Below are 20564 nucleotides of genomic sequence, written 5' to 3'. Positions count from 1 at the left end.
GCCCGCCGACTGCAAGGGGATCGGCGGGCGGCGTCACGGAAAACGGTGCGGCATGGTTAAGGCCGCCGCACCGCAGGAAAGTTCGCCGTCGAAAGACCGCTACCTCAGCGTAGCGTACATGACGGCCTTGATGGTGTGCATGCGATTCTCGGCCTCTTGGAACACGCGGGAGGCGTCCGACTCGAACACGACGTCCTCCACCTCCATCTCGGTCACGCCGAACTGCTCAGCGATCTCGGCGCCGATGGTGGTGTTCGTGTCGTGGAACGAGGGCAGGCAGTGCATGAAGATGGCATCCGGGTTCGCCTTGGCCATCACGGCCTCGGTCACGCGGTAGGGCTCGAGCAGCGCAATGCGATCGCGCCACAGATCGGCGGGCTGGCCCATGCCGACCCACACGTCGGTGTACACCGCATCCACGCCGCGGATGCCCTCGTCGATGTCATCGGTCACCGAGAGCGTCGCCCCGCTTATGGCCGCGAGCTTCTGGCAGGCCTCCCACAGCTCCGGACGATAGGTGCGGTTCCCGGGCACGTCGGCCTGGGGCCCCACCTGCACAAAATCGATGCCGAGCTTGGCGCAGATGACGAGCAGCGACGAGGCGGTGTTGCCCACCTGGCCGAAGAACGCCAGCTTGCGGCCGCGCAAGTCGGGGCCGAACTCCTCCTGCATGGTGAGGACATCGGCAAGCGCCTGGGTGGGGTGGAACTGGGCCGTGAGACCGTTCCACACCGGCACGCCCGCATTGGCGGCCAAATCCTCCACCACCGACTGCTCGAAGCCGCGGTACTCGATGCCGTCGTACATGCGACCGAGCACGCGGGCGGTGTCCTCGATGGATTCCTTCTTGCCCATCTGCGAGCTGCCCGGGTCGAGGTAGGTCACACCCATGCCGAGATCCATGGCGCCGACCTCGAAGGCGCAGCGGGTGCGCGTGGAGGTCTTCTCAAACAGGAGCACGATGTTCTTGCCCTCGAGGTAGCGGTGGGGCACACCGGCGCGCTTCATGTTCTTGAAGTCGCGGGACAGATCGAGCAGGTAGCGGATCTCTTCGGGACTGAAATCGAGCAGGGTTAGGAAGTGCTTTCCAGAAAGATTGAGCGGCATGGGATCACCTTTTTCTCAAGTGGGGGAAGTGAGGGACAGTCGCCGAAACGGCCAGCGGCCTGGCCGGTAACGACGCGGGAATCGGGCGCAACACGGCCCCGACCAGCACCGGCACAGAGGCCGGCCAGGGCCACACCGTCCCGAAGCGGGCGCCTAGATGTCGGCGCGGGCGAAGGGCATGGACATGCAGCGCGGGCCGCCGCGGCCGCGGGAGAGCTCCTCGGAGGGCACGACACACAGCTCGATGCCCGCCCGGTCGAGCACGTCGTTGGTCACGACGTTACGCTCGTAGACGCACACCTTGCCGGGTGCGATGGCCAGCGTATTGGAGCCGTCGTTCCATTGCTCGCGAGACGCTTCTACCGGGTCTCCCCCGCCGCACTCGATGAGCGTGACTTCATCGACGCCCGTGGCCATCTCCAGGATCTCCTTGAGCGAGCCGTCCAGCTCGTCCACGGCGATCTCTCCGGGGTTGTCGCCCTTGCGCAGGCGGTAGGCGTGCAGCTCGTCGTACATGCCCGGGTACACCGTGAACTTGTCGTAGTCGATCTGGGTGCACACCGTGTCCAGGTGCATGGTCTCGTAGCCGAAGGGAATCCTTATGGCGTACACCGTATCAATGGCCGAGGGCTCCTCGCCCCAGAACAGGTTGTGCGCCAGCGTGTCGATGGCCGCCGCCTCGGTGCGCTCGGAAATGCCCACCGCCAGCGTGGTCTCGTTGATGTTGAGCACGTCTCCGCCCTCGATGTGAGCCGCGCTATGGTTGTCGTACCAGAACGGCGTTCCCGCGAAATCGGGATGATAGGTGAGGAAGGTCTTGTAGAAGGGCACCTCGCGGTTGCGCTGGTTGTAGTACATGCGGTGCAGCGCCACACCCGTACCGATGGAGGCGATGGGGTCGCGAGAGAAGTAGCTCGACGGCATGGAGTACACCACGAAGTCGTCGGGGGCGAGACCGTCGCCCTCCAAGCGCGACAGCGTACGCGGGCCGCTCGCCAGATCGAGCTCGTGCAGGCGCATGCCGGCCAGGGCCTTGGCCACCAGCTCCCGGTTGCCCTCAATGGCGTCCAGCTTCTCGCGCACGAGCGGCACGAGCGCCGGATCGGGAATGGGAGCCTGGGCCATGTATTCGTCCAGGAAAGCGGCCCGAGCGACCGGGTTCGCGTCCATGGCCTCGGCCAGAAGCTCCTCCATGTAGAGCACCTCGGAGCCGGCCTCGCGCAGAATGTTCGCGAAGGCGTCGTGCTCCTTTTGGGCGTACTCCAGGTAGAAGGCGTCGTGGATCCAGCACTTCTCGAACTCCGCGGCCTTCATGTTCGCGAGCTCGCGCCCGGGACGATGCAGCACCACGCGCTGCAAATCGCCGATCTCGCTGGTCACGTGAATGGGTTTTTTCGCCATGACCTCTCCTTTCTCGTTCAGTATAAGCTAAGCGACGGGCAGCATGGCCGATATCGCCGTGAAGCCGATGCAGACCGCGCTCATGAGCAGCCACCACTTCCAGCAGGTCTTCCACCACTGTTCTAGGCTGATCTTGCACACGGCCAGACCCGCGACAAGGATGGCACTCGTGGGCGCGATGATAGTCATCATGGGCTCGGCCAGGCACAGGGCCGTGACAGCACCCTCGGGATTCAGTCCCACCAACTCGGTCAGGGGCCCGAAGATGGGCATGGTGAGCGCCGCCAGGCTGGAAGAGCTCGGCACCAGGATGGTCAGCAGGTTCTCCACCACGTACAGAATGGTGGTGTACACCGCAGGCGCCACATCGGCGAGCCCCATGGCCATGGCGTTCAGAATGGTATCGATGATCATGCCGTTATCGGCAATGACGAGCACGCCGCGGGCCAGGCCGATGACGATGGCCGAGAACGCGAAGTCCTTCAGGCCCACCACGAACTCCTGGGCAATCTTCTGCTGCGAGAACCGCGCGATAATGCCGGCCAGAAGGCCCATGGCCAGAAACACCGCCGACAGCTCGCTCATGTACCAGCCCTGGGACACGAGCCCCCACACGATGAGGGCCATGCCCGCGAGAAACACCACGAGGATCCACTTCTGGGCGGTCGTGAACGGCACATCGTCGTCCACCGCGCCCATATCGAGGCGCTTCTGCTTGTCATCGTGGAAGGTGAGCGACAACTCGGGATTCTTGCGCACCTTGCGGGCATAGAGCACCACCCACCCGATGGACAGACCCACGATCACCACGAACATGATGGCGCGCAGCCACAGCTGCGGGTTGCCCGTGATGCCGATGACGCCCTGGGCGATGAGCACGCTGAAGGGGTTTACCGTCGAGGCGATGTAGCCTGCCTTCGCGCCGATGAACACGATCATGAACGCCGTGAGCGAATCGAAGCCCATGGCGATCATGATGGGCAGGAATATGGCGAAGAACGGCAGGGTCTCCTCGGCCATGCCGAAGGTGGAGCCGCCGAGGGCGAACAGGAGCATGGCGATGGGGATAACCAGAATGTCCTTGCTCTTGAACCTCCTCACTACCCGGCGCATGCCGGCGTCGATGGCGCCGGTAGCCGTGATGATCTGGAACGCGCCACCGACGATGAACACGAAGGCCACCACCTCGGCCGCGGCCATGATGCCCGCGATGGGCGCCTCCAGCACCGCTCCGGGACCCTGGCGCAGATCGACCTGCTTGCCCGTCTCGCCATCGACGAACGTCTTGTCCATCTGCTCGTAGGTACCCGCCACCGTCACCTCGCGCCCGTCGATCTCCGTCGTCGCGAACGTTCCTGACGGAACAACCCACGTCATGACCGCCACGATGATCATCAAGATAAAGATGATCGTGTAGGTATGCGGCACCTGGAACGTGCGCTTTGCCTTTTCCCTCATTGCACCTCTCCTTTCTCACTCGCTGCGTGCGGGATTCGCGAGGCCATCATCGCGGGGCGACACCTCCCGTCCGGCCGTCGCATCGCAAGCGGGAACGCAGCTCGGAGAAGCGGCACCCGCAGTGACCTTTCCCGCCGCCTGAGCGGTAGAAGGTGACGTTAAAAGTCACCTTCTTTCCTCAGTGCCTTTTCTCAGGCTCGAAAATTCCCTATGCTTTGGAAGGACAACGAGAGAAGAAACGGAGCGAAACAGCCATGGATACCGTGCGAGTGAACAACGAAGTGGGCCGCCTCAAGCGAGTGCTCGTCCACCGGCCGGGCCCAGAGACGCGGCGCTTCCCTCACGGGGAATTTGCTCTGGCCTTCCCCTTGCGGCCCACGAGCAGCGACTTCGATCTGGCACGGGCCCAGGACGAGCACGATGCCCTCACGGCGATCCTTCGCGCCGAGGGCGCCGAGGTTGTCGAGCTGACTGAGCTGGTCGGGGAGACCCTCGCCTTCGCGCCTGAGGCCAAAGACGAACTGCTCGAGCGCTTCCTGGCCAACTGCCGCATCGAGGGCTCCGAGCTGACCGAGGCGGCGACCCGGTACATGTCCGAGGCCGCCGACGCCGAGCAGTTCGTCACCCGCCTCTTCAACGGCATACGCTACGGCGACACCGACCTCGACGCCTCCGACCGCTTTCCGCTAGCCGCCCTCACCGACAGCGCTTTCGATCCCGATACCTTCCTCTCGAGCCCGCTGAACACGGCGTTTTTCACGCGCGATCCCTTAAGCGTGATCGGCGGCGGCATCAGTCTCAACCATATGTACTGGCACGACCGCAACCGCGAGGTAGACCTGCTCCAGACCGTCGCGGAGCATCACCCGTGCTTCGCGGACACGCCCCAATGGTTCGGCCACGACAGCTCTTTCCACCTGGAAGGCGGAGATATCGTCAACTTGAGCGGGCACGCCGTGGCCATCGGGCTCTCGAGTCGCACGGAGAGCCTGGCCATCGACCGTCTGAGTCAGGGGCTGCTGTGGGGCGACGGGTCGTCTGTCACCGATGTGTACGTGATCGAAGTGCCCCAGAGCGGCAACCGCCTGCATCTGGACGCCTACCTCTCTCCCATCGACGGGGACACCTTTGTGGTGGATCCCCTCCTGGCCCGCGAGCCCCGCGTCTACCGCCTGCGGCGGACCCGGCGGCGGGGCGGCGTGCGCATCGAGCCCTGTAGCGAGGGCCTCGCTCGTATCCTGGAGGCGGCCACGGGAGGCGGCCCGGTGCGGCTCATCGACTTCGGCGACGGCGGCGGCCCTATGGCCTTCGAGTACGGCAACGGAGCAGCGGGCATCCTGCCCCTTGCGCCCGGCAACCTCTGCGTGTGCGCGGAGAATCTCGCCGCCAACGAGGCGCTCGTCGATGCGGGCATGACCGTGCACCCAGTATCTATCCAGGAGATGACGGTCGGGTTCGGCGGTCCCAACAGCCTGTGTTTGCCCCTCGTGCGCGAGGATCTCTAGCGTTGTGAGCATCGGCGAGAACATACGGCGCCTGCGCGAGCGGGAGGGACTGTCGCAGACCGCCTTCGCAGGCAGGCTCGGCGTCACCAAGGAGACGGTGGGCCGTTGGGAAAGCGGCCGCACCTTCCCCCGGCGCACCCATCTGGACAAGATGATCGCCGACTTCGCCGTCTGCGCTGACGACATCATGAGCGAGGAGCGCGGGCTGGGCACGGCGCCGAGCGCCCCGACCGCAGACAACTGGCCGGGCCCAGAGACGCGAAACGACGGCACGGGTGCCGCTGAGGGGGCGGGAGATGCGATCCTTCCCATGTACAAGACGGATCGCTCGGGCAACGGCACGACGCTGCGCCATACCGGCTACGCCTGCGCGCCGTCCGACGTGGCGGCCCGTCACGTGGCCAGCATCTTCGTGCGCATGGACTATCGAGAGATGACGCGCCTCTATCCCGTCGGCAGTCTCCTACTCGTCGACCAGCGGGCCCGGCCCTACAACGGGTGCACCGTCGTGGCTCTGGTGGACAACGCCACTATCGTCGTGCGCCGTTACACGGCGGGCAACAACACCGTCGTGCTTTCCTCATGGTCCTACGATGCACCCTCGCCCGACCTCATCCTAGACAAGCGCCGAGTGCGCATCATCGGCGTGGTGGTCTTCTTCCAGGCCAGCCACGACACGGAAGCGCTCTGAGCCGGCTTTCCGACTCCACGCAATCGCCCCCATGCGCACGATCTGCACTTTGTCAGTTTCGTCGCAAGATAAGCGCATCCTCGGTTTTCCCGGAGCAACGCGCTAGCATAGCCACCAGAAAGTGCCCGCAGCACGCGGGTCCACCTACCTTCGCCCAAGGAGCAAACGATGATCAAGACGTTCAAGATGAAGCTGTATCCCGGCATGGAAGAGGAGTACGAGCGGCGGCACAACGAGCTGTGGCCCGAGATGATCGACATGATCCACGAGCACGGCGGCCGCAACTACACCATCGCGCTGGATCCCGACACGCTGACGCTGTTCGGCTACATCGAGATCGACGATCCCGAGCGGTGGGCCGCCGGCGCCGACACCGCCATCAACCGGAAGTGGTGGGACTTCATGGCCGACATCATGGAGACCAACCCGGACAACTCGCCCGTCTCCGTCGACCTGCCCGTGCTGTTCCATTTGGACTAATTCGGCAAAAGCCCAAAATGTGCAAAACAGCCTACTTCTCGTAGTCCGTTGACTTCGACAGCTGTCTCGTCATGGGCATCTCCCCAGGTCGCAATTTTCTGCCTCTCATAACGCCACAGCTAAAACTACGAGAACCATGCCATTTTGCACAAAATGACGCCCTGCCGCGCCGCCTTCACTATAATGATCGACGGAACCCGAGCGAGACGGCGAAAGCGAGCGAAGAGATGCATGTGCACACCCCCATCAAGGTACGGTACGGCGAGACGGACATGATGGGGGTGGTCTACCACGCGAACTACCTGCTGTACTTCGAGGACGCCCGCATCGACTTCCTGGACGCGCTGGACTTCTCCTATGCGGAGCGCATCGAGGGAGCCGGCTACATGAGCCCCATCCACGACATCGAGATCCACTACAAGGCGCCGCTGCGCTACGGCGAGGCGGGCGTCGTGCGCACGTCGATCGCGAAGAACCTGCCGATGCGCACGGTCTACCGCCAGCAGGTCTACCGTGCGGAGGATGTTCTGGAAGGCGAGGCGGCCGACGGGATCGCCGGCGATCCGAACGCAGAAGGCGCGGCGGCACTCGGCCGTCGCGAGCCCCAGCTGCGCGAGGGCGCGACGCCGCTCGTGGATGCGCTCGTCACCGTGTGCGTCGTCGAGCGCGACACCTTCAAGCCCGTGAGCCTGCGCCGCACCTTCCCCGACCTCTACGTCAAATACGAGGACATTGTTGAAGGGGCTTGATAGAGCAGCTCCACCACTTGGCCGCTCGCCTCAATTGCGAATTTTGTTGATTATCGACATTTTGAATTGCTGCATTTTGTTAAAAATGGGCTTTGTGAAATGCCGCATTTTGCAATTTGAGCTAAATAAGCTCGGCACACAGGAGCGCGCTACTCGTCCTGCACCCCGAAAAGCACTCCCTCATAGAGTTCGTCCAAACCGGCTTTCAGAGCCCTGAACTCCGGAATATACGCCTCGACGATGCGGTCGACCATGGCGCGGGCGGCGTCCCCATCGTAGATATGCGAGAGGTCGTTGCGGGTCTTCAGCATTTCGAGCCACAGATCGCCGTCGATGAAATCGTAGGTGGCAAAAGCGGCCTTGAGAATCTCGCGGGGCGAGCCCGATGCCGCAGCGGCAACGCCCTCGTAGGCCAGCGTCTCCTTCAGCAGCTTCCACGCCAACTCGAACTGGAGCGCGAACTTGTTCGTGACGCCGCTCATGACGAACTCGTTGGAGAGATCCTCGTCCTTCGCGCGCTCGAGCACCGCCAGCTGCGCCGCGTAGTTATCGTACTTCTTCATAGAGCACCACGCCTTCCTGCGCCACGCGGGCCTCCAGCTCCTGGGAAACCGGACCGTCCATGTTCACGAAATCGAAGGAGAGCAGGGTCGGCGCCTCCTCCTCGACATCCAGGGTGAAGCGCACCTGATCGCCGCCGAACACCGCCAGATCGACGTCGCTCTTGGGCCGGTGCTCCCCACGCGCCCGCGAGCCGAACAGCACGACACGGGACACACCACACCGGCGCGCGACGGCGCGGATGGATTCCAGCACGTTCTCTTTAATCCCCGTATCAACCATAAGGAGCATTGTACACGATGAGACTCTCGAGGCTTTCCGAAGGCATGCCAATGACGCAAAGCAACGACCACCGCACGAGGGGCGAAGCGCTACCTCTCGTCGATGAGGTGGATGAGCTCCTCGCGCTTGTTGACGTCGAGCTTGCGGTAGATGTTGCGGACGTGGGTGCGCACCGTCGAGATGGAGAGGACGAGGGACTTCGCGATGTAGGCCGGCGTGAAGCCGCGGGCCAGAAACACGAGCACCTCGGTCTCGCGGGGAGAGAGCCCCCGGGCCGCCGCCACCTCGGCGCAGCGGGCCTCCAGAGTGCTTTGCATGCTCGACTCGGCCAGCTCGAAGGCATCGCCGGGCGCATCGGCGCGGCCGGAGGGCTCAAAGCCATCGGGAGCGCCTGCGCCCTCGGGCTCTTCTCCGCGAGCCGCGCCGGCGGTACCCCCGCCAGCGGCGTCGCCAGCACCCGATCCTGCGGCCAGAACCGACTCCTCCGCGGCAGCCGACTCGCGAGGCGCCACCAGCTCGTTCCACGACGTGCGGCCGAGAAACACCAGGAGCACCGCCACAAATGCGCCAGTGAGTACCGCAAGCCACGGGGCGAAGTCGTCGGTCACCGCGAGCACTTGGGAGAGAATCTGTCCCAAAAGCGCCGCAGCCGCAGCCACGCCGCAGGCGAAGCCCGACGCCACGTTTGCCGGCAACTCGCGATTGCGCACCACGGCGAGCAGCACCGCGCACCCCAGCAGGGCGAGGACGATGTAGAACACGTAGAGGGCCACCACCGAGGCGTCCCGCGGGAACGTGCCCGCGGGAAACGCGCCCAACACCACGAACGCCGCCGCCATAAGGGGCACGAGGATGCGGTAGGACCAGGGCAGCAGGGGCGTGCGTCCCCACAAAAAGCAGACGCCGAACATCACGAGCGCCGCAACGGCTCCACCGAGAAACGACGCCTGCACGACGCCGAAGGCGCTATGGGCCATCACGTCGGTCATGAACGCGTACACGGCGAACCCCAAAAGAGGCAGCCAGGTCACCGACACGAGGCGGCGCATCGTGTCAGCGGGGCGGGCGAGGGGAAGCGCCGGGTCGCCCACGCGGGCGGCCACCGGCGGCACGACGACTCCCGCCACGAGCAGCAGGCAGAACACGGGAACGAGCACCAAAAGCGGCAGCAGCGCGAGAATCCAACCGACGAAGGATGCCGTCAGCACGACGAAAGCGCACAGGACAAGGGCCTGATCGATGGGGACGGCCACAGCGCGGGCCCATTCGGCCACCAGCAGGGGCAGCGCCGCCCCTGCCAAAAGCCCCGCGCCCACGGCTGCCGCCGGCAGCGGCGCAGGGGCGAACAGAAGCCCCAGAACGCCCATCGTGCCGAGCAGATAGGCCACCGCCGCAATGGTGGTGACCCGGGCGCGCGAGAACACTTTGCGCGGGCGCTGCAAACCGCGCAGGAGCACCACGGCAGACGAGGTAACGGCAGCGAGAAACAGCGCGAACAGAAACACGTCGGCGACCGCCTCGAACTGAGGGGCCTCGGCAAAAGCCCCCATGGTCGGCGCATAGGCGGGCAGCGTAACCACGAAAGCGACGAGGGCGAGGTGTACAGGGCGCAGGGCAAGCGGGGCGCGCGCCTCGTCGCCCGCATCGCGCAACGCAAAACCTTCCATGGCCTTTCCGCCTCCTTTCTTCGCTCCAGCGCACAGACGAGATGCGCGCACATCGCCGGGTAATCGTGCGACACAGCGCACCGAACAGGTGCGCTCCCTTCCAAACGCCGATTCTAGCATCGCCGCAGGATAGCGCCCGACGATTCGGGAACTCGTGGCCGACCTGTGATAATGCGCCTGCCGGCAGTCTTTTCAGGCTGCGGCTCCGCAATACCTAAAAAGCGCGATGCCCTTACCTATAAGCGGCGATGGCGCCCGACGGCCGCGCCCCCTATAGTAGACGTCGTTCCTCTTGGAGGCGGACTCCCACAGCTTGGTCTTCTGGGGCCATTGAGACCAGGCCGCTCCGCCTTCACCAAGGGCTATGCGGGAACCCGGCGCAGCGCGCTGGGAACTCGAGGGGCGGCGGTTCTCCTTTCTGGCCGCCGCCCGCTTTCTTTACCTCGTGCTAACTCGGAACGGCTGCGTATCATCAGGGGGACCGCAGCCGGAATCGCAGGGCCGCCGCGTCGGAGAGAGGCGCAGCGGCCCTTCTTTTTTTCGGCGAGGTCGCTTTAGAACGGGCTCGCATAGAGGCGGAAGCCGTCGGGGAGGCGCACGAGCCCGGCGCCCTGAAGCCACGAAGCGGCCGGCGTGGCCAGAACATCGCGGCCGTTGAAATGCTCGACGACGATCTTGCGACGCGCGGCAGGGGCGCCCTCGCGCTTGAGGGCGGCGCGCACCGAGGCGACCAGGGCGGCAACGGCCGCCTCCAGCAGTTTTTCATCGGCAGAAAACGCCAGCAGCGATTTCAGGCGCGGCGCGGCCCACAGCACCGGCGAGCCATCGGCAATGACCACAAGCGCTCCCTCGCGGCGGGACGGCCGCGCGGCCGCGAGGGCGGAATCGGCCGCAGGGGCCTCGCCCGCCGCCTCCCAGGCCACTTCGGGCCACGGGATGCCGACACCGAAGAGGCATGCCGGGTCGTCGGCGGGAAGCGCGACGAGGGGGGCGGGCGCCGATGCGTCCGCAGGCTGGGCGAAGGCGCGCAGGGCCTCCACCGTCTCGCGCTGGGCGAACTGGGCCGGGCCCATGCCCTCCACGAACATGCCGCGCGCGAGATCGCCTGCCTCTTCCATGGCCTTGAGCACCGGGTACAGCATCGAAAGGCCGCCGGGCACGCCCGCCGCCAGCGCGATGTCGCGCGTCACGACGCCGTAGCGGTCGAGCAGCGACTCCACCAGAGCCACCGCTTGCACCGTGGAACTCTGGCCACTCGGCGCCAAGGCCGACCAGCGCCCGGCGAGAGCGGCGTCGAAGGCGGTCGACGCAACCTGGCGGCCCACCACGGCCGCACGGGCGGCCCTGCGGGCCTCGCTGTGGAGCGACCGACCCCGCCGGCTGCTCGCCCGCCGCCGCGAGGGCGGCGGCGTCTGGCCGCCGGCTGCGGACGCCGATGCTGCCGCGGCCAGCCCTCCGGCGCGGGGAAAGCCCAGCCCGTCGCTGGTCGCCTCCCCCTTCCACACGAGCCGCTGCAGCGCCTCGGCCACCTCGCGATCCGTGCGTGCCGCGGGCCCGGCGAGCTGCGCGGCGCCATCCGTCAAAGCACGGAACGTGAGCGGCCCTTGGGCGACCAGCACGTGGCGCACGATGGCGTCCAGCGAAGGATCCTCCAACTCCCCCGGCTCGGCCGCGGAGGCCTCCGCCACCCCGGCCTGGGCGTCAACGGGCAGCGGCGCCAGGGGCGAGTCCGTCGGGAAGAACGAGATGGGATGCGCCTCCCCCACAGTAGAGGCCGCCCACAGCACCTCGCCGGCGGCGATGAGCTCGTCCAGCATGGCCGGCCGATAGTCGGGCACGCGCGCGGGCAGCACCTCTCTCTCCCACTGTTCCATGGGAAGGGCCGCGCCCTCGAACTGCGCGATGACCTGGGCTACCCCGTCGACGCCCGCAAGCGTCGGCTCACCGGCGCGCGCGATGTCCTGACGATCCAGCAAGAAGCGCACATAGGCGTCGGCGGGAATGGGGCGCACCGCCTCGCGGGCCCGGGCGAGGGATCGGCTGCGCAAGCGGGCGAGCACGGCGCCGTCGGCCCAGCGGTCGGGCCCCAAGCGCACGAGACGCCCCTCGGCGGCCAGCCGTTCCAGCGACTCGGCCGCAAGCGCCACGCCGACCCTCAGGGTGCATGCGGCCTCTTCGCTGTCGAAAGGCCCGTGGGTGCGCGCGAAGCGGGCCGCAAGTCCGTCCAGGGGGCGGGACAGCTTTCCCTCTCGCTGGGCCCAGAGGGGAGCCACAATGCCGAGCACCGCGCTCAAACGCGGGCCATCATCAGCGGCAGCCCACCTCTTCTCGCCGCTGATGACGGCGGAGAAAGCGCGATGGGCGGCTTCCAAGTCCGCGAGAAGGACGGCGACTTCGCCGCCCTCGGTTCGGACGGCAATCTCCTCCACCGTAAGCGGCCCCAGCTCGCGCAGAAGATCGGCCACGCCTTCCGCGCCCCGCGCCTTCCAACCATCGGCCGTCCGCTGCAGCTCGGCCACGGTGCGCGCCACCACCTCTGTATCCAGCATATCTTCCACAGCACCGGTGCCCAGAAGCTCGCCCAGAAGCGTCGGATCCACGGACAGAAGCGACGCCTGCCGCTCGGCATGGGGCAGATCGCCCTCGTAGAGGTGCTCGCCCAAATACCCGAACACGAGCGGCGCCGCGAACGGCGACGGGGCGGCCGTGCGAACTTCGCTCATCTTGATGGAACCCGAGGCAAGACCGTCCATCACCTCGCGCAGGGCCGACAGGTCGAACACGTCCTGCAGACACTCGCGCAAGGCCTCCAGAACGATGGGGAAATCCTCCTCGCGCCGGGCCGCCTCCAAAAGCTGTCCGCCCTTGAGACGCTGCTGCCATAAAGGCGCCCGCTTGCCCGGGGCCGTCGGCGACATGAGCAGGGCCCGGGCCGCGCATTCGCGGAAACGGGCGGCGAACAGGGCCGTGAACCCCACGCGTTCGCGCACGATGGATTCCAGCTCGTCGGAATCGAAACGGAACAGATCGCTTCCTGGCAGGGCGTCCTCGGCGGCGGGCACGCGCAGCACGATGCCGTCGTCAGAGGCCACCGCCTGCGGGTCGAAGCCCAGCGCAGTGGTAACGCGATGGGCCACGGCCAGCGCCCAGGGCTCGTGCACGCGGCGACCGAAGGGGGAATGCAGAATAACGCGCATATCGCCCGTTTCATCGGGGCAGGTCTCCACCACGAGCCGCCGATCCGTGGGCACCGCCCCGGTACAGGCACGCTGGGCCTCTATGAGAGCCGCCAGGTTGCGCCGGGCGTCCTCGTCCAGCCCGTCGGCCGTCAGGCGATCGCGCAGCGCCGGGGCCATGGCGCCCTCTTCCGAGCCCCCACTCGGCGCTTCGTCCCGCTCGGCAGCGCGCGCAATACCGCCGTCGAGCGCCCGAACAAGAGCCCCCCGGGCGCGACCCGTCTCGTAGGGGCGACCAATGGCCTCGCCGTGCCAGAAGGGCAGTCGCGCAGCGCGTCCCGGCGCCGCTTCCACGATAACCCGGTCGGCACCGATCTCCTTGATGCGCCAGGTGCTCGTGCCCAGGGCGATGATGTCGCCCACCCGCGACTCCATCACCATCTCCTCGTCCAGCTCGCCCACACGTCGGCGGCCCTGCCGGGCGTCGCCCTCCGGCAGCACCACCGAGAACATGCCGCGGTCGGGAATGGTGCCCGCCGCCGTTACGGCCAGGCGCTGCGAACCGGGACGCGGCGTGAGCAGCCCCGTCTCGCGATCCCACAGGATCCGCGGCGCGAACTCAGCCACCTCGCCCGAACCGTAACGCCCGGCGAGCATATCGAGCACTCCCTCGAAGGAGCGCCGGCCCAAATCGGCGTAGCAGGCCGACCGCCGCACGCAGGCAAGCCAATCGTCGGCTGGAAGGCCGTCCGGCGCCATGGCCACGGTGGCCACGGTCTGCTGGGCCAGCACGTCCAGCGCGTTGCGCACGAGACGCGTGCTCTCGATGGCACCGGCCTCCATACCCTCGGCCATGACGGCGGCATCGATGACCTCCACCCGGGTGCGCGGGAAGATGACGCCCTGGGAGCGGCCGCCCACCTGGTGGTTCGCCCGTCCCACGCGCTGCAGCCCGCTGGCCACCGAGGGAGGAGCGGCCACCTGCAGTACCAAATCGATGGAACCCATATCGATGCCCAATTCCAAGCTGGAAGTGGCCACCACGCAGGGCAGCTCTCCTGCCTTCAGCTCCCGTTCCACCTGCAGCCGCTTCTCCTTGGAGACCGAGCCGTGGTGGGCCTTCGCGATGACCACCGCGGGCTCGGTCACCAACGCCGTGGTAGAGCCGATGTCGGAACGGAAGCTCGCCCCCGGTGCCCCCCGCATGGCATCGGAGCCCGTGGGCACGCCGCGCACCGCATCATCGCCGAAAGCCGTCGCTTCCCCGCTGCCCGCGGCCGCCCAGAAGCCGGCCACCTCGGAATGGGGCGCGTCCAGACCGAGGCGCTTCGCGTACAGCTCGTTCAGCCGCGCCGTCAGCTTCTCGCACAAACCGCGCGAGTTCACGAAGACGATGGTGGATTTATGGGCCAGCACCTCGTCCAGAATGGCCGCCTCGATATGAGGCCAGATAGAGGAGCTGCCCAGGCGGCTGTCAGGATGCGGCGCGGGCGAGGCGCCCTCGGCCATGACGGCCCGAAGCGCCCGGTCAGACTTCCACGCATTCTCGATAGGCGCCCGGCGCGGACCGGCGCCCCGCTGCCGCGTGCCGTCGCCGGCGCCGGCAAATCCCCCGAAGGCGGGAACGGCCGTCATGTCGCGCACAGGCACGCGCACCGAAAGGTCGAGGCTCGGGAGCGCTTCGGTGGCCACCACGGTCACCGGATGCGCACCGCCGAGGAACCGGGCTACTTCGTCGCGCGGGCGCACCGTGGCCGACAGCCCGATGCGCTGGGCCGGAGCCTCCAGCAAATCGTCCAGCCGCTCCAACGAAAGCGACAGATGCGCCCCTCGCTTGTCGCCGGCCAGGGCGTGCACCTCGTCCACGATGACCGTCTCAACTGTGCGCAGCGCCTCTCGGGCCGCCGACGTGAGCATGAGGTACAGCGACTCCGGTGTCGTGATGAGAATATCAGGCGGATTACGAGCGATCTTGCGACGCTCGTCGGCGGGGGTGTCGCCGGTGCGCATGGCCGTGCGGATTTCGGGGGCCTTCGCGCCACGGCGCGCGCTCTCGACGGCCGCCAGCTCGGAGATAGCCGAAAGCGGCCCCTGCAAGTTGCGATCCACATCGGCGCCGAGGGCCTTCAGGGGCGACACGTACAGCACGCGCACGCCGCGGACCCACTTCTCGCCCGCTTCAGCGACCCGCGCCTTCTCGCCCATGAGCGCGTCGATCGCCCACAGAAACGCCGCCAACGTCTTGCCCGAGCCCGTCGGCGCTATCACGAGCGCATTCTCGCCCCGAGCGATAGCCTGCCATGCCTCGGCCTGCACCGCCGTGGGCGCCCCGAAGGCATCGGCGAACCAGCGGTGCACCGAACGGGAAAACAGCTCAAGACCGTTCTCCTCTAAGCCTTCGACGGCCTCGCTCTCAGCATCTATGCCCGCGACGGCTCTTCCCCGTGCATCCAACGCCGCACTCACAGAAGCCCCTGCTCCTCGAAGGCGCCCAGCATCGATTTCAGCGCCAGCTTGCGCGCCGTCAGCTGCTGGTAGGTGGCCGTGCGCGTCTTGCCTTGGGCCTGCAAGCCCTCAAGAGTCACGCACACCGACTCCTGCTCTGCCAGCAGAGCGGCCAGCACCGCCTCGAACCGCGCGAGGCGCTCGCTATCGTCCATTCCCATTCCCCTTCCACGCACGCGAAAACTTAGGCGACATCGGCAGCGGCGAGATCTTTGTCGACGAGCCATCGCAAATAGTCGGAGCGCTTCATGCCCAAGCTATCCGCCCGCTCATCCATGCGCTCGATCTTCTGCTCGGTCTCCTTAAAGCCCACGAGCCTCAAATGCTCCCCGAACTTGAGGGGGCGCCCGACGATCACCTCCCCCACCGGCACGCCATCAACGCCTCCGGCATCCCATGGAGCAGCAAGAGCCTCAATCTCCTCCCGGGTAACACCAAAATAGTCTTCAATTTCTTTTTGGGACATGTTCTCAAAATCCTTTTTGGACATTACTGCCTCCTTGCAAGTCCGAGTTCCCGGAGAACACTTTTTGTAGGCGGCGTGAAAGCATGGTATATCAGCGGTACAGCTACCTACTTTCGTTAAACGAAATTATACTGCAGGGTGAACGGCTCGGCAACAGCCATCAACAAGCGTTGCCTCGCTGAAACCGTCTGAGAAAATGTGAGGGAAAACGGCCCATGACAGCCTCCTTTACATCGGACGGCTGTCCTTCGAGCACAGAAGTTAGGGATATACCCAGCCTTTAGAACATTTGTTTTCGTTCATTATAAGGGAACGGATGTTCTTGTCAAGAGTGAGTTTTGCCAACTTGCCTATGAAGCCGAGCCGAAGTCTCTCCGGGGCGCCGCTTCTCCTTTCCAAGGACAGGCGCCCGAAGAGCCATTACAATGGAGGCGTCTAATGAAACGTGAACGACCGCAAGGGGGAAATCGGTGCATAGCAACGAGGTGGCGAAATTGGCGGGCGTGACCGTGCGCACGCTGCGGCACTACCACCAGCTGGGGCTTCTGTCCGAGCCGCCGCGGCGGGCCAACGGGTACCGCGACTACTCCCCCGCCGACGTGGCCCGCGTGCTGCGCATCAAGCGCCTGGCCGGCCTGGGCTTTCCCCTTTCGCGCATCGGAGATGTTCTGGACGAGATGGATGTCGAGGGGAACGCGACACCCGCGAGCGCCTTGGACGAGCTCGACCGCGAACTGGCCTTGGAGATCGAGCGTCTGCAAGAGCAGCGGCGCACCATCGCCGAGCTGCGCGCGGAGCACCTCGACCCCGACCTGCCCGTGCGCTTCGCCCGCATCCTGCGCATGCTCTCCGGCGTGGACACCCTCGCCGGCGCCCGAGCTGTCGACCGCACCGCTCTCATCGTCGCCGGGCACCTGTACGACGACGAGGCGCTCGGCGAGCTGGAGCGCGTGGTGGAACGCATTTCAAGCGAGAACCTCGTGGAAGCCATGGAAGAGCTCGATCGCAGGCTGGACGCTCTTACGCCCGATGCCCCCGAGCGGGAGCGGGCGGCCCTCGCCGAGGATTCCCTCGCGGCACTCGCCCCCGTCATCGCCTGCTTCGACACCGCCAACTGGCTGCGGCCCCCAACCGACCGCGAGCAGTTCCTGGACGAGATCGCCTTCGCGGACTACAACGAGGCCCAGCAGGACGTGTACGGGCGCATCGAACGCGGCATCGAGGCCGTCATGGCCGAGCGGGCACAAAGGGAGAAGGCGGCCGCCGCCCCTTCACAAGTCATCCACGAGCCGCTTGACTCCGACGTAACGTCATAGTTTTAACTGGCCTTTCGAGCGCACGATCCCCCGTTCGAGAAAGGCCCCGCCATGACCCTCGCGTCTCCGAAATTCCGCCGGCCCCGCAAACCGTACCGGCCGCGCAAGACCGCCCCCCGCTACCTGCTTTCCTGCGCCTGTTCGCTTCTCGGCAACTCCGTGGCCGGCGTCATCTTGCCGCTCGTGCTGCTCGCCACCACCGGCGATGCCCTGGCAGCCGGCACCCTCGCGCTCATCTGCGCCGTGCCCCAGTTCGTCATCGGCCTTATCGGCGGCGCGCTCACCGATCGCTTCAACCGCCGCAACGTCTCCATCGTCTCCGACATTCTGTCGGCGGCCAGCGTGGCCCTGCTTCCCGTGGTCGATATGGTATGGGGCCTGTCCTTCGGTTGGTTCGTGGCCCTCGGCCTTCTCGGCGCCATCGGCGACATTCCCGGCATGACGGCCCGCGACTCCCTCGTGCCGGCCGTCTGCGAGCGCGACGGGCGCAGCCTGCAGAAGTTTATGGGTCTCGCCCAGTCCCTCGATTCCCTCGTGGTCATTGTCGGCCCGGCCCTGGCCGCCTTCCTCATGGGCGCAGTGGGAAGCGTGAACGCCCTGTGGTTCACGGCCGCCATGTCGCTTTCCGCAGCGCTCATCACCCTCACGCTGCCCCGCTCCCTCGGCGCCGTCTGCGGCGCGGCAACTCCCGCCGCCAGCCCGACCGCCGTGCACATCGGCACCGCGAGCACACAGCCACGGCGCGGCCTTGTGTCCGGCGCGTGGAACGCCCTGCGCGACGGGGTGCGCGTGCTGTTCGCGAGCGACACACTTCTGCGCTCGTCCATGCTCATCAGTTTCGGCGTGGTCATGGTCATGGGTTCCTTCCAAGGCCTCGTCCTGCCGGTGCACTTCACTGCCGCGAACAGCCCCGAGCTGCTCGGCTACGTGCTGTCGGCCATGTCCGCCGGCATGCTCGCCAGCTCGCTCGGCTACGCGGCGCTCGCCCACAAGCTGCGCCGCCGCACCTGGTACATCCTGTCGCTCACCGGCATGGCCTTGGGAATCTTGGGGCTGGGCCTTCTGCCGTCGTTCCCGCTGCTCATCGCGAGCGCGCTCATGCTGGGTCTTTCGGCCGGCCCCATCTCGGCCCTGCTCGGCTTCTTCATCTTCGACCGCATTCCCGCCGAAAATCGAGGAAGCACCCTCGGCACGCAGAATTCGCTCACCCTGGCCGCCGCGCCCGTGGCCGTCTTCGCCACCTCGCTCGTCGTGGAGGGCGCCGGGGTGTCCGTGGCCGCCCTGGCCCTCGCCGGCTGCTGGATGCTCATCACCGTGTGGGCCCTCAACACCCACAGCCTGAAGTACCTGGACGACAAGGAGAGCCATCCCGACCCCATTCCCTTCGTTCCCGACGCCGAGCGCATCTAGCACCTCGCATTGCCCGAAAGCCGGCAGTACGACCAGCTGGCTTTCGGCGTCGCAGCCATCTGGCAACGGTCTCCGAACAAGTTGCCCGCGAGCTGCGGGCGGGCGTTCTGCAGGGCCACCATGAGAGCAGGAACTATCCCTCAACCAAGGAGACACCATGGCTTGCACAACGCTTCTCGTGGGCCGCCACGCCACCAACGACGGCTCCACCATCGTCGCCCGCAACGAGGACGGCGAGGACTTCTCGTTCGACCCGAAGAAGATGATCGTGGTCATGCCGGAAGACCAGCCGCGCACCTACACCGGCGTGGCCAGCCACCTGACCATCGAGCTGCCCGACAATCCCCTGCGCTACACCTGCACGCCCAACGCCGACCCGACAAACGGCGTGTGGGCCGAGACCGGCATCAACGCGGCGAACGTGTCCATGTCGGCCACCGAGACCATCTCGGCCAATGCCCGCGTGCTCGGCGCCGACCCGCTCGTCACCTACCAACCGGCCGTCGGAAAGCCCGGCGATGCCAACTACAAGCCCGAGGTGCCCGGCGGCATCGGCGAGGAGAACCTGCCCACCATCACACTGCCCTACATCAAAAGCGCCCGCGAGGGCGTTCGTCGCCTCGGCATGCTCGTGGAGAAGTACGGCACCTACGAGACCAACGGCGTGGCCTTCGGCGACGCGGACGAGGTCTGGTACTGGGAGAACATCGGCGGCCACCATTGGATCGCGCGGCGCGTGCCCGACGACTGCTACGTGGTGCAGCCCAACCGCCAGGGCATCGACCACTTCGACCTGGCCGACGCGCTGGGCGATCAGCACGACTACATGTGCAGCGCCGATCTGGCCCAGTGGATCCGCGAGAACGACCTGCTCATGGATATGCCCGCCCACGAGGAGGATGCCGGCGAGACCGTCGAGGGACTGCCGCGCTACTTCAACGCCCGCATCGCGTTTTCCACCTACACCTGGCTCGACCAGCTGTACAACGCCCCGCGCAAGTGGTACCTGTGCAGCCGCTTGACGCCCTCCGATGCCCGCTTCGCCGGCCCGGCGCCCGCCTTCGGCCCCGAGAGCCTCGACATCCCCTGGGCCATGCGCCCCGACAAGAAGCTGTCGGCATCGGATGTGAAGGACCTGCTCGCCACCACCTACGACGGCACCGAGTACGACCCCTACGGCACCAAGGGCACGCCCGCCACGCGTCACCAGTACCGCTACGTCGGCATCGACCGCACCTCCGAGTGCTCCATCCTGTGCATTCGCCCGAACGCGCCCAAGGCGCTGCGCGGCGTGCACTGGTTCGCGCCGGCGTCGGGCCCGTTCAACACGGCCGTGGCCCTGTACGCGAACGTGAAGGAGCTCCCCGCCTACCTGGACACACCCACGGAAGTGACCACCGACAGCCTCTACTGGAACAACCGCCTGGTGGCAGGTCTTTCCGATCCGCAGTTCTTCGAGAGCTACGAGGCCATCCAGGGCTACCGCCTGAACACCATGGCCCAGGGCTACCAGTCGCTGCGCGAGACCGATGCCGCGCTTGAGAAGCTCGCCGCCGAGGGCAAGGCGAACCTGGACGACATGGACGACCCGACGGTTATCGCCGAGCTCGAGCGTGCAAATCAGGCGCTCGTCGACAGCGTGCAAACGCAGACCCGTGCCCTGCTCGGCACCGTGCTCGACCAGCGCACGGTCACGATGAAGAACGCCTTCAACATGAACGACCACTGATAGCGCGCCGTTGCGCCCCCGAGCGCAACGCCAATGCCTGATTGGGCCGGTCCCGGCGCCT

At 66.5% G+C, this 20564-nt stretch carries 16 protein-coding genes; 7 read left to right on the top strand and 9 right to left on the bottom strand.

The genetic code is table 11. The features are described from left to right. Window positions 1–99: 99 nt before the first annotated feature. The 3 genes from argF to AEQU_RS02550 form a co-directional block, all read right to left on the bottom strand. Entirely contained in the window at window positions 100–1107 is a 1008-nt protein-coding gene (gene argF, locus AEQU_RS02560) for an ornithine carbamoyltransferase (RefSeq protein ID WP_022739360.1), read from the bottom strand. Window positions 1108–1260: 153 nt separating this feature from the next. Continuing rightward, window positions 1261–2508 carry an arginine deiminase gene (locus AEQU_RS02555; RefSeq protein ID WP_022739359.1) on the bottom strand — a complete coding sequence of 416 codons (1248 nt, stop codon included), beginning with the start codon at window positions 2506–2508 and terminating at the stop codon, window positions 1261–1263. 27 nt (window positions 2509–2535) lie between these two features. Next, window positions 2536–3966: a YfcC family protein gene (locus tag AEQU_RS02550; RefSeq protein WP_022739358.1), complete on the bottom strand. Its 1431-nt coding sequence runs from the start codon at window positions 3964–3966 to the stop codon at window positions 2536–2538. Between the two features lie 254 nt (window positions 3967–4220). Here AEQU_RS02550 and AEQU_RS02545 point away from each other — a divergent pair, with 254 nt between their 5' ends. The 4 genes from AEQU_RS02545 to AEQU_RS11715 all read left to right on the top strand — a co-directional run bounded on the left by AEQU_RS02545 (window position 4221) and on the right by AEQU_RS11715 (window position 7391). Then, complete coding sequence (locus AEQU_RS02545; RefSeq protein ID WP_022739357.1) at window positions 4221–5471, top strand: arginine deiminase; 1251 nt, start codon at window positions 4221–4223, stop codon at window positions 5469–5471. A 4-nt stretch (window positions 5472–5475) separates the two neighbouring features. Then, window positions 5476–6162 carry a LexA family transcriptional regulator gene (locus AEQU_RS11720; RefSeq protein WP_022739356.1) on the top strand — a complete coding sequence of 229 codons (687 nt, stop codon included), beginning with the start codon at window positions 5476–5478 and terminating at the stop codon, window positions 6160–6162. Between the two features lie 168 nt (window positions 6163–6330). Beyond that, window positions 6331–6642 carry an L-rhamnose mutarotase gene (rhaM, locus tag AEQU_RS02535; protein ID WP_022739355.1) on the top strand — a complete coding sequence of 104 codons (312 nt, stop codon included), beginning with the start codon at window positions 6331–6333 and terminating at the stop codon, window positions 6640–6642. 227 nt (window positions 6643–6869) lie between these two features. Further along, window positions 6870–7391, top strand: a complete 522-nt coding sequence (locus AEQU_RS11715) for an acyl-CoA thioesterase (RefSeq protein WP_022739354.1) — start codon at window positions 6870–6872, stop codon at window positions 7389–7391. Window positions 7392–7540: 149 nt separating this feature from the next. Here AEQU_RS11715 and AEQU_RS02525 read toward each other — a convergent pair whose 3' ends face one another. The 6 genes from AEQU_RS02525 to AEQU_RS02500 all read right to left on the bottom strand — a co-directional run bounded on the left by AEQU_RS02525 (window position 7541) and on the right by AEQU_RS02500 (window position 16072). Further along, window positions 7541–7954 carry an HI0074 family nucleotidyltransferase substrate-binding subunit gene (locus tag AEQU_RS02525; RefSeq protein WP_022739353.1) on the bottom strand — a complete coding sequence of 138 codons (414 nt, stop codon included), beginning with the start codon at window positions 7952–7954 and terminating at the stop codon, window positions 7541–7543. Beyond that, entirely contained in the window at window positions 7938–8207 is a 270-nt protein-coding gene (locus AEQU_RS02520) for a nucleotidyltransferase domain-containing protein (protein WP_197536802.1), read from the bottom strand. Before AEQU_RS02520 ends, AEQU_RS02525 begins: the two co-directional genes overlap by 17 nt. A 116-nt stretch (window positions 8208–8323) precedes the next feature. After that, window positions 8324–9901: a helix-turn-helix transcriptional regulator gene (locus tag AEQU_RS02515; protein WP_022739351.1), complete on the bottom strand. Its 1578-nt coding sequence runs from the start codon at window positions 9899–9901 to the stop codon at window positions 8324–8326. Between the two features lie 554 nt (window positions 9902–10455). Then, on the bottom strand, window positions 10456–15543 hold the full coding sequence (locus tag AEQU_RS02510) for a DEAD/DEAH box helicase (protein WP_022739350.1): 5088 nt from the start codon (window positions 15541–15543) through the stop codon (window positions 10456–10458). Beyond that, the gene (locus tag AEQU_RS02505) at window positions 15540–15737 is read right to left on the bottom strand and encodes a hypothetical protein (protein WP_022739349.1); all 198 of its coding nucleotides are present in this window, start codon (window positions 15735–15737) and stop codon (window positions 15540–15542) included. The genes AEQU_RS02510 and AEQU_RS02505 overlap by 4 nt, the downstream gene beginning before the upstream one ends. Before the next feature lie 29 nt (window positions 15738–15766). Further along, window positions 15767–16072, bottom strand: coding sequence for a hypothetical protein (locus AEQU_RS02500; protein WP_022739348.1), 306 nt, complete (start codon window positions 16070–16072; stop codon window positions 15767–15769). Between the two features lie 446 nt (window positions 16073–16518). On the opposite strand from AEQU_RS02500, the gene AEQU_RS02495 reads away from it, so the two are divergent. The 3 genes from AEQU_RS02495 (at window position 16519) to AEQU_RS02485 (ending at window position 20503) form a co-directional block, all read left to right on the top strand. Continuing rightward, window positions 16519–17364, top strand: coding sequence for a MerR family transcriptional regulator (locus AEQU_RS02495; protein WP_022739347.1), 846 nt, complete (start codon window positions 16519–16521; stop codon window positions 17362–17364). Between the two features lie 51 nt (window positions 17365–17415). Then, window positions 17416–18774: an MFS transporter gene (locus tag AEQU_RS02490; protein WP_022739346.1), complete on the top strand. Its 1359-nt coding sequence runs from the start codon at window positions 17416–17418 to the stop codon at window positions 18772–18774. Window positions 18775–18931: 157 nt separating this feature from the next. Next, the gene (locus AEQU_RS02485; protein ID WP_022739345.1) at window positions 18932–20503 is read left to right on the top strand and encodes a C69 family dipeptidase; all 1572 of its coding nucleotides are present in this window, start codon (window positions 18932–18934) and stop codon (window positions 20501–20503) included. Window positions 20504–20564 lie beyond the last annotated feature (61 nt).

This window comes from Adlercreutzia equolifaciens DSM 19450, from assembly GCF_000478885.1.
Classification (GTDB): Bacteria; Actinomycetota; Coriobacteriia; order Coriobacteriales; family Eggerthellaceae; genus Adlercreutzia; species Adlercreutzia equolifaciens.
The sequence above is the reverse complement of the archived record's forward strand: the minus strand, read 5'-3'. Positions and strand labels throughout refer to the sequence as shown.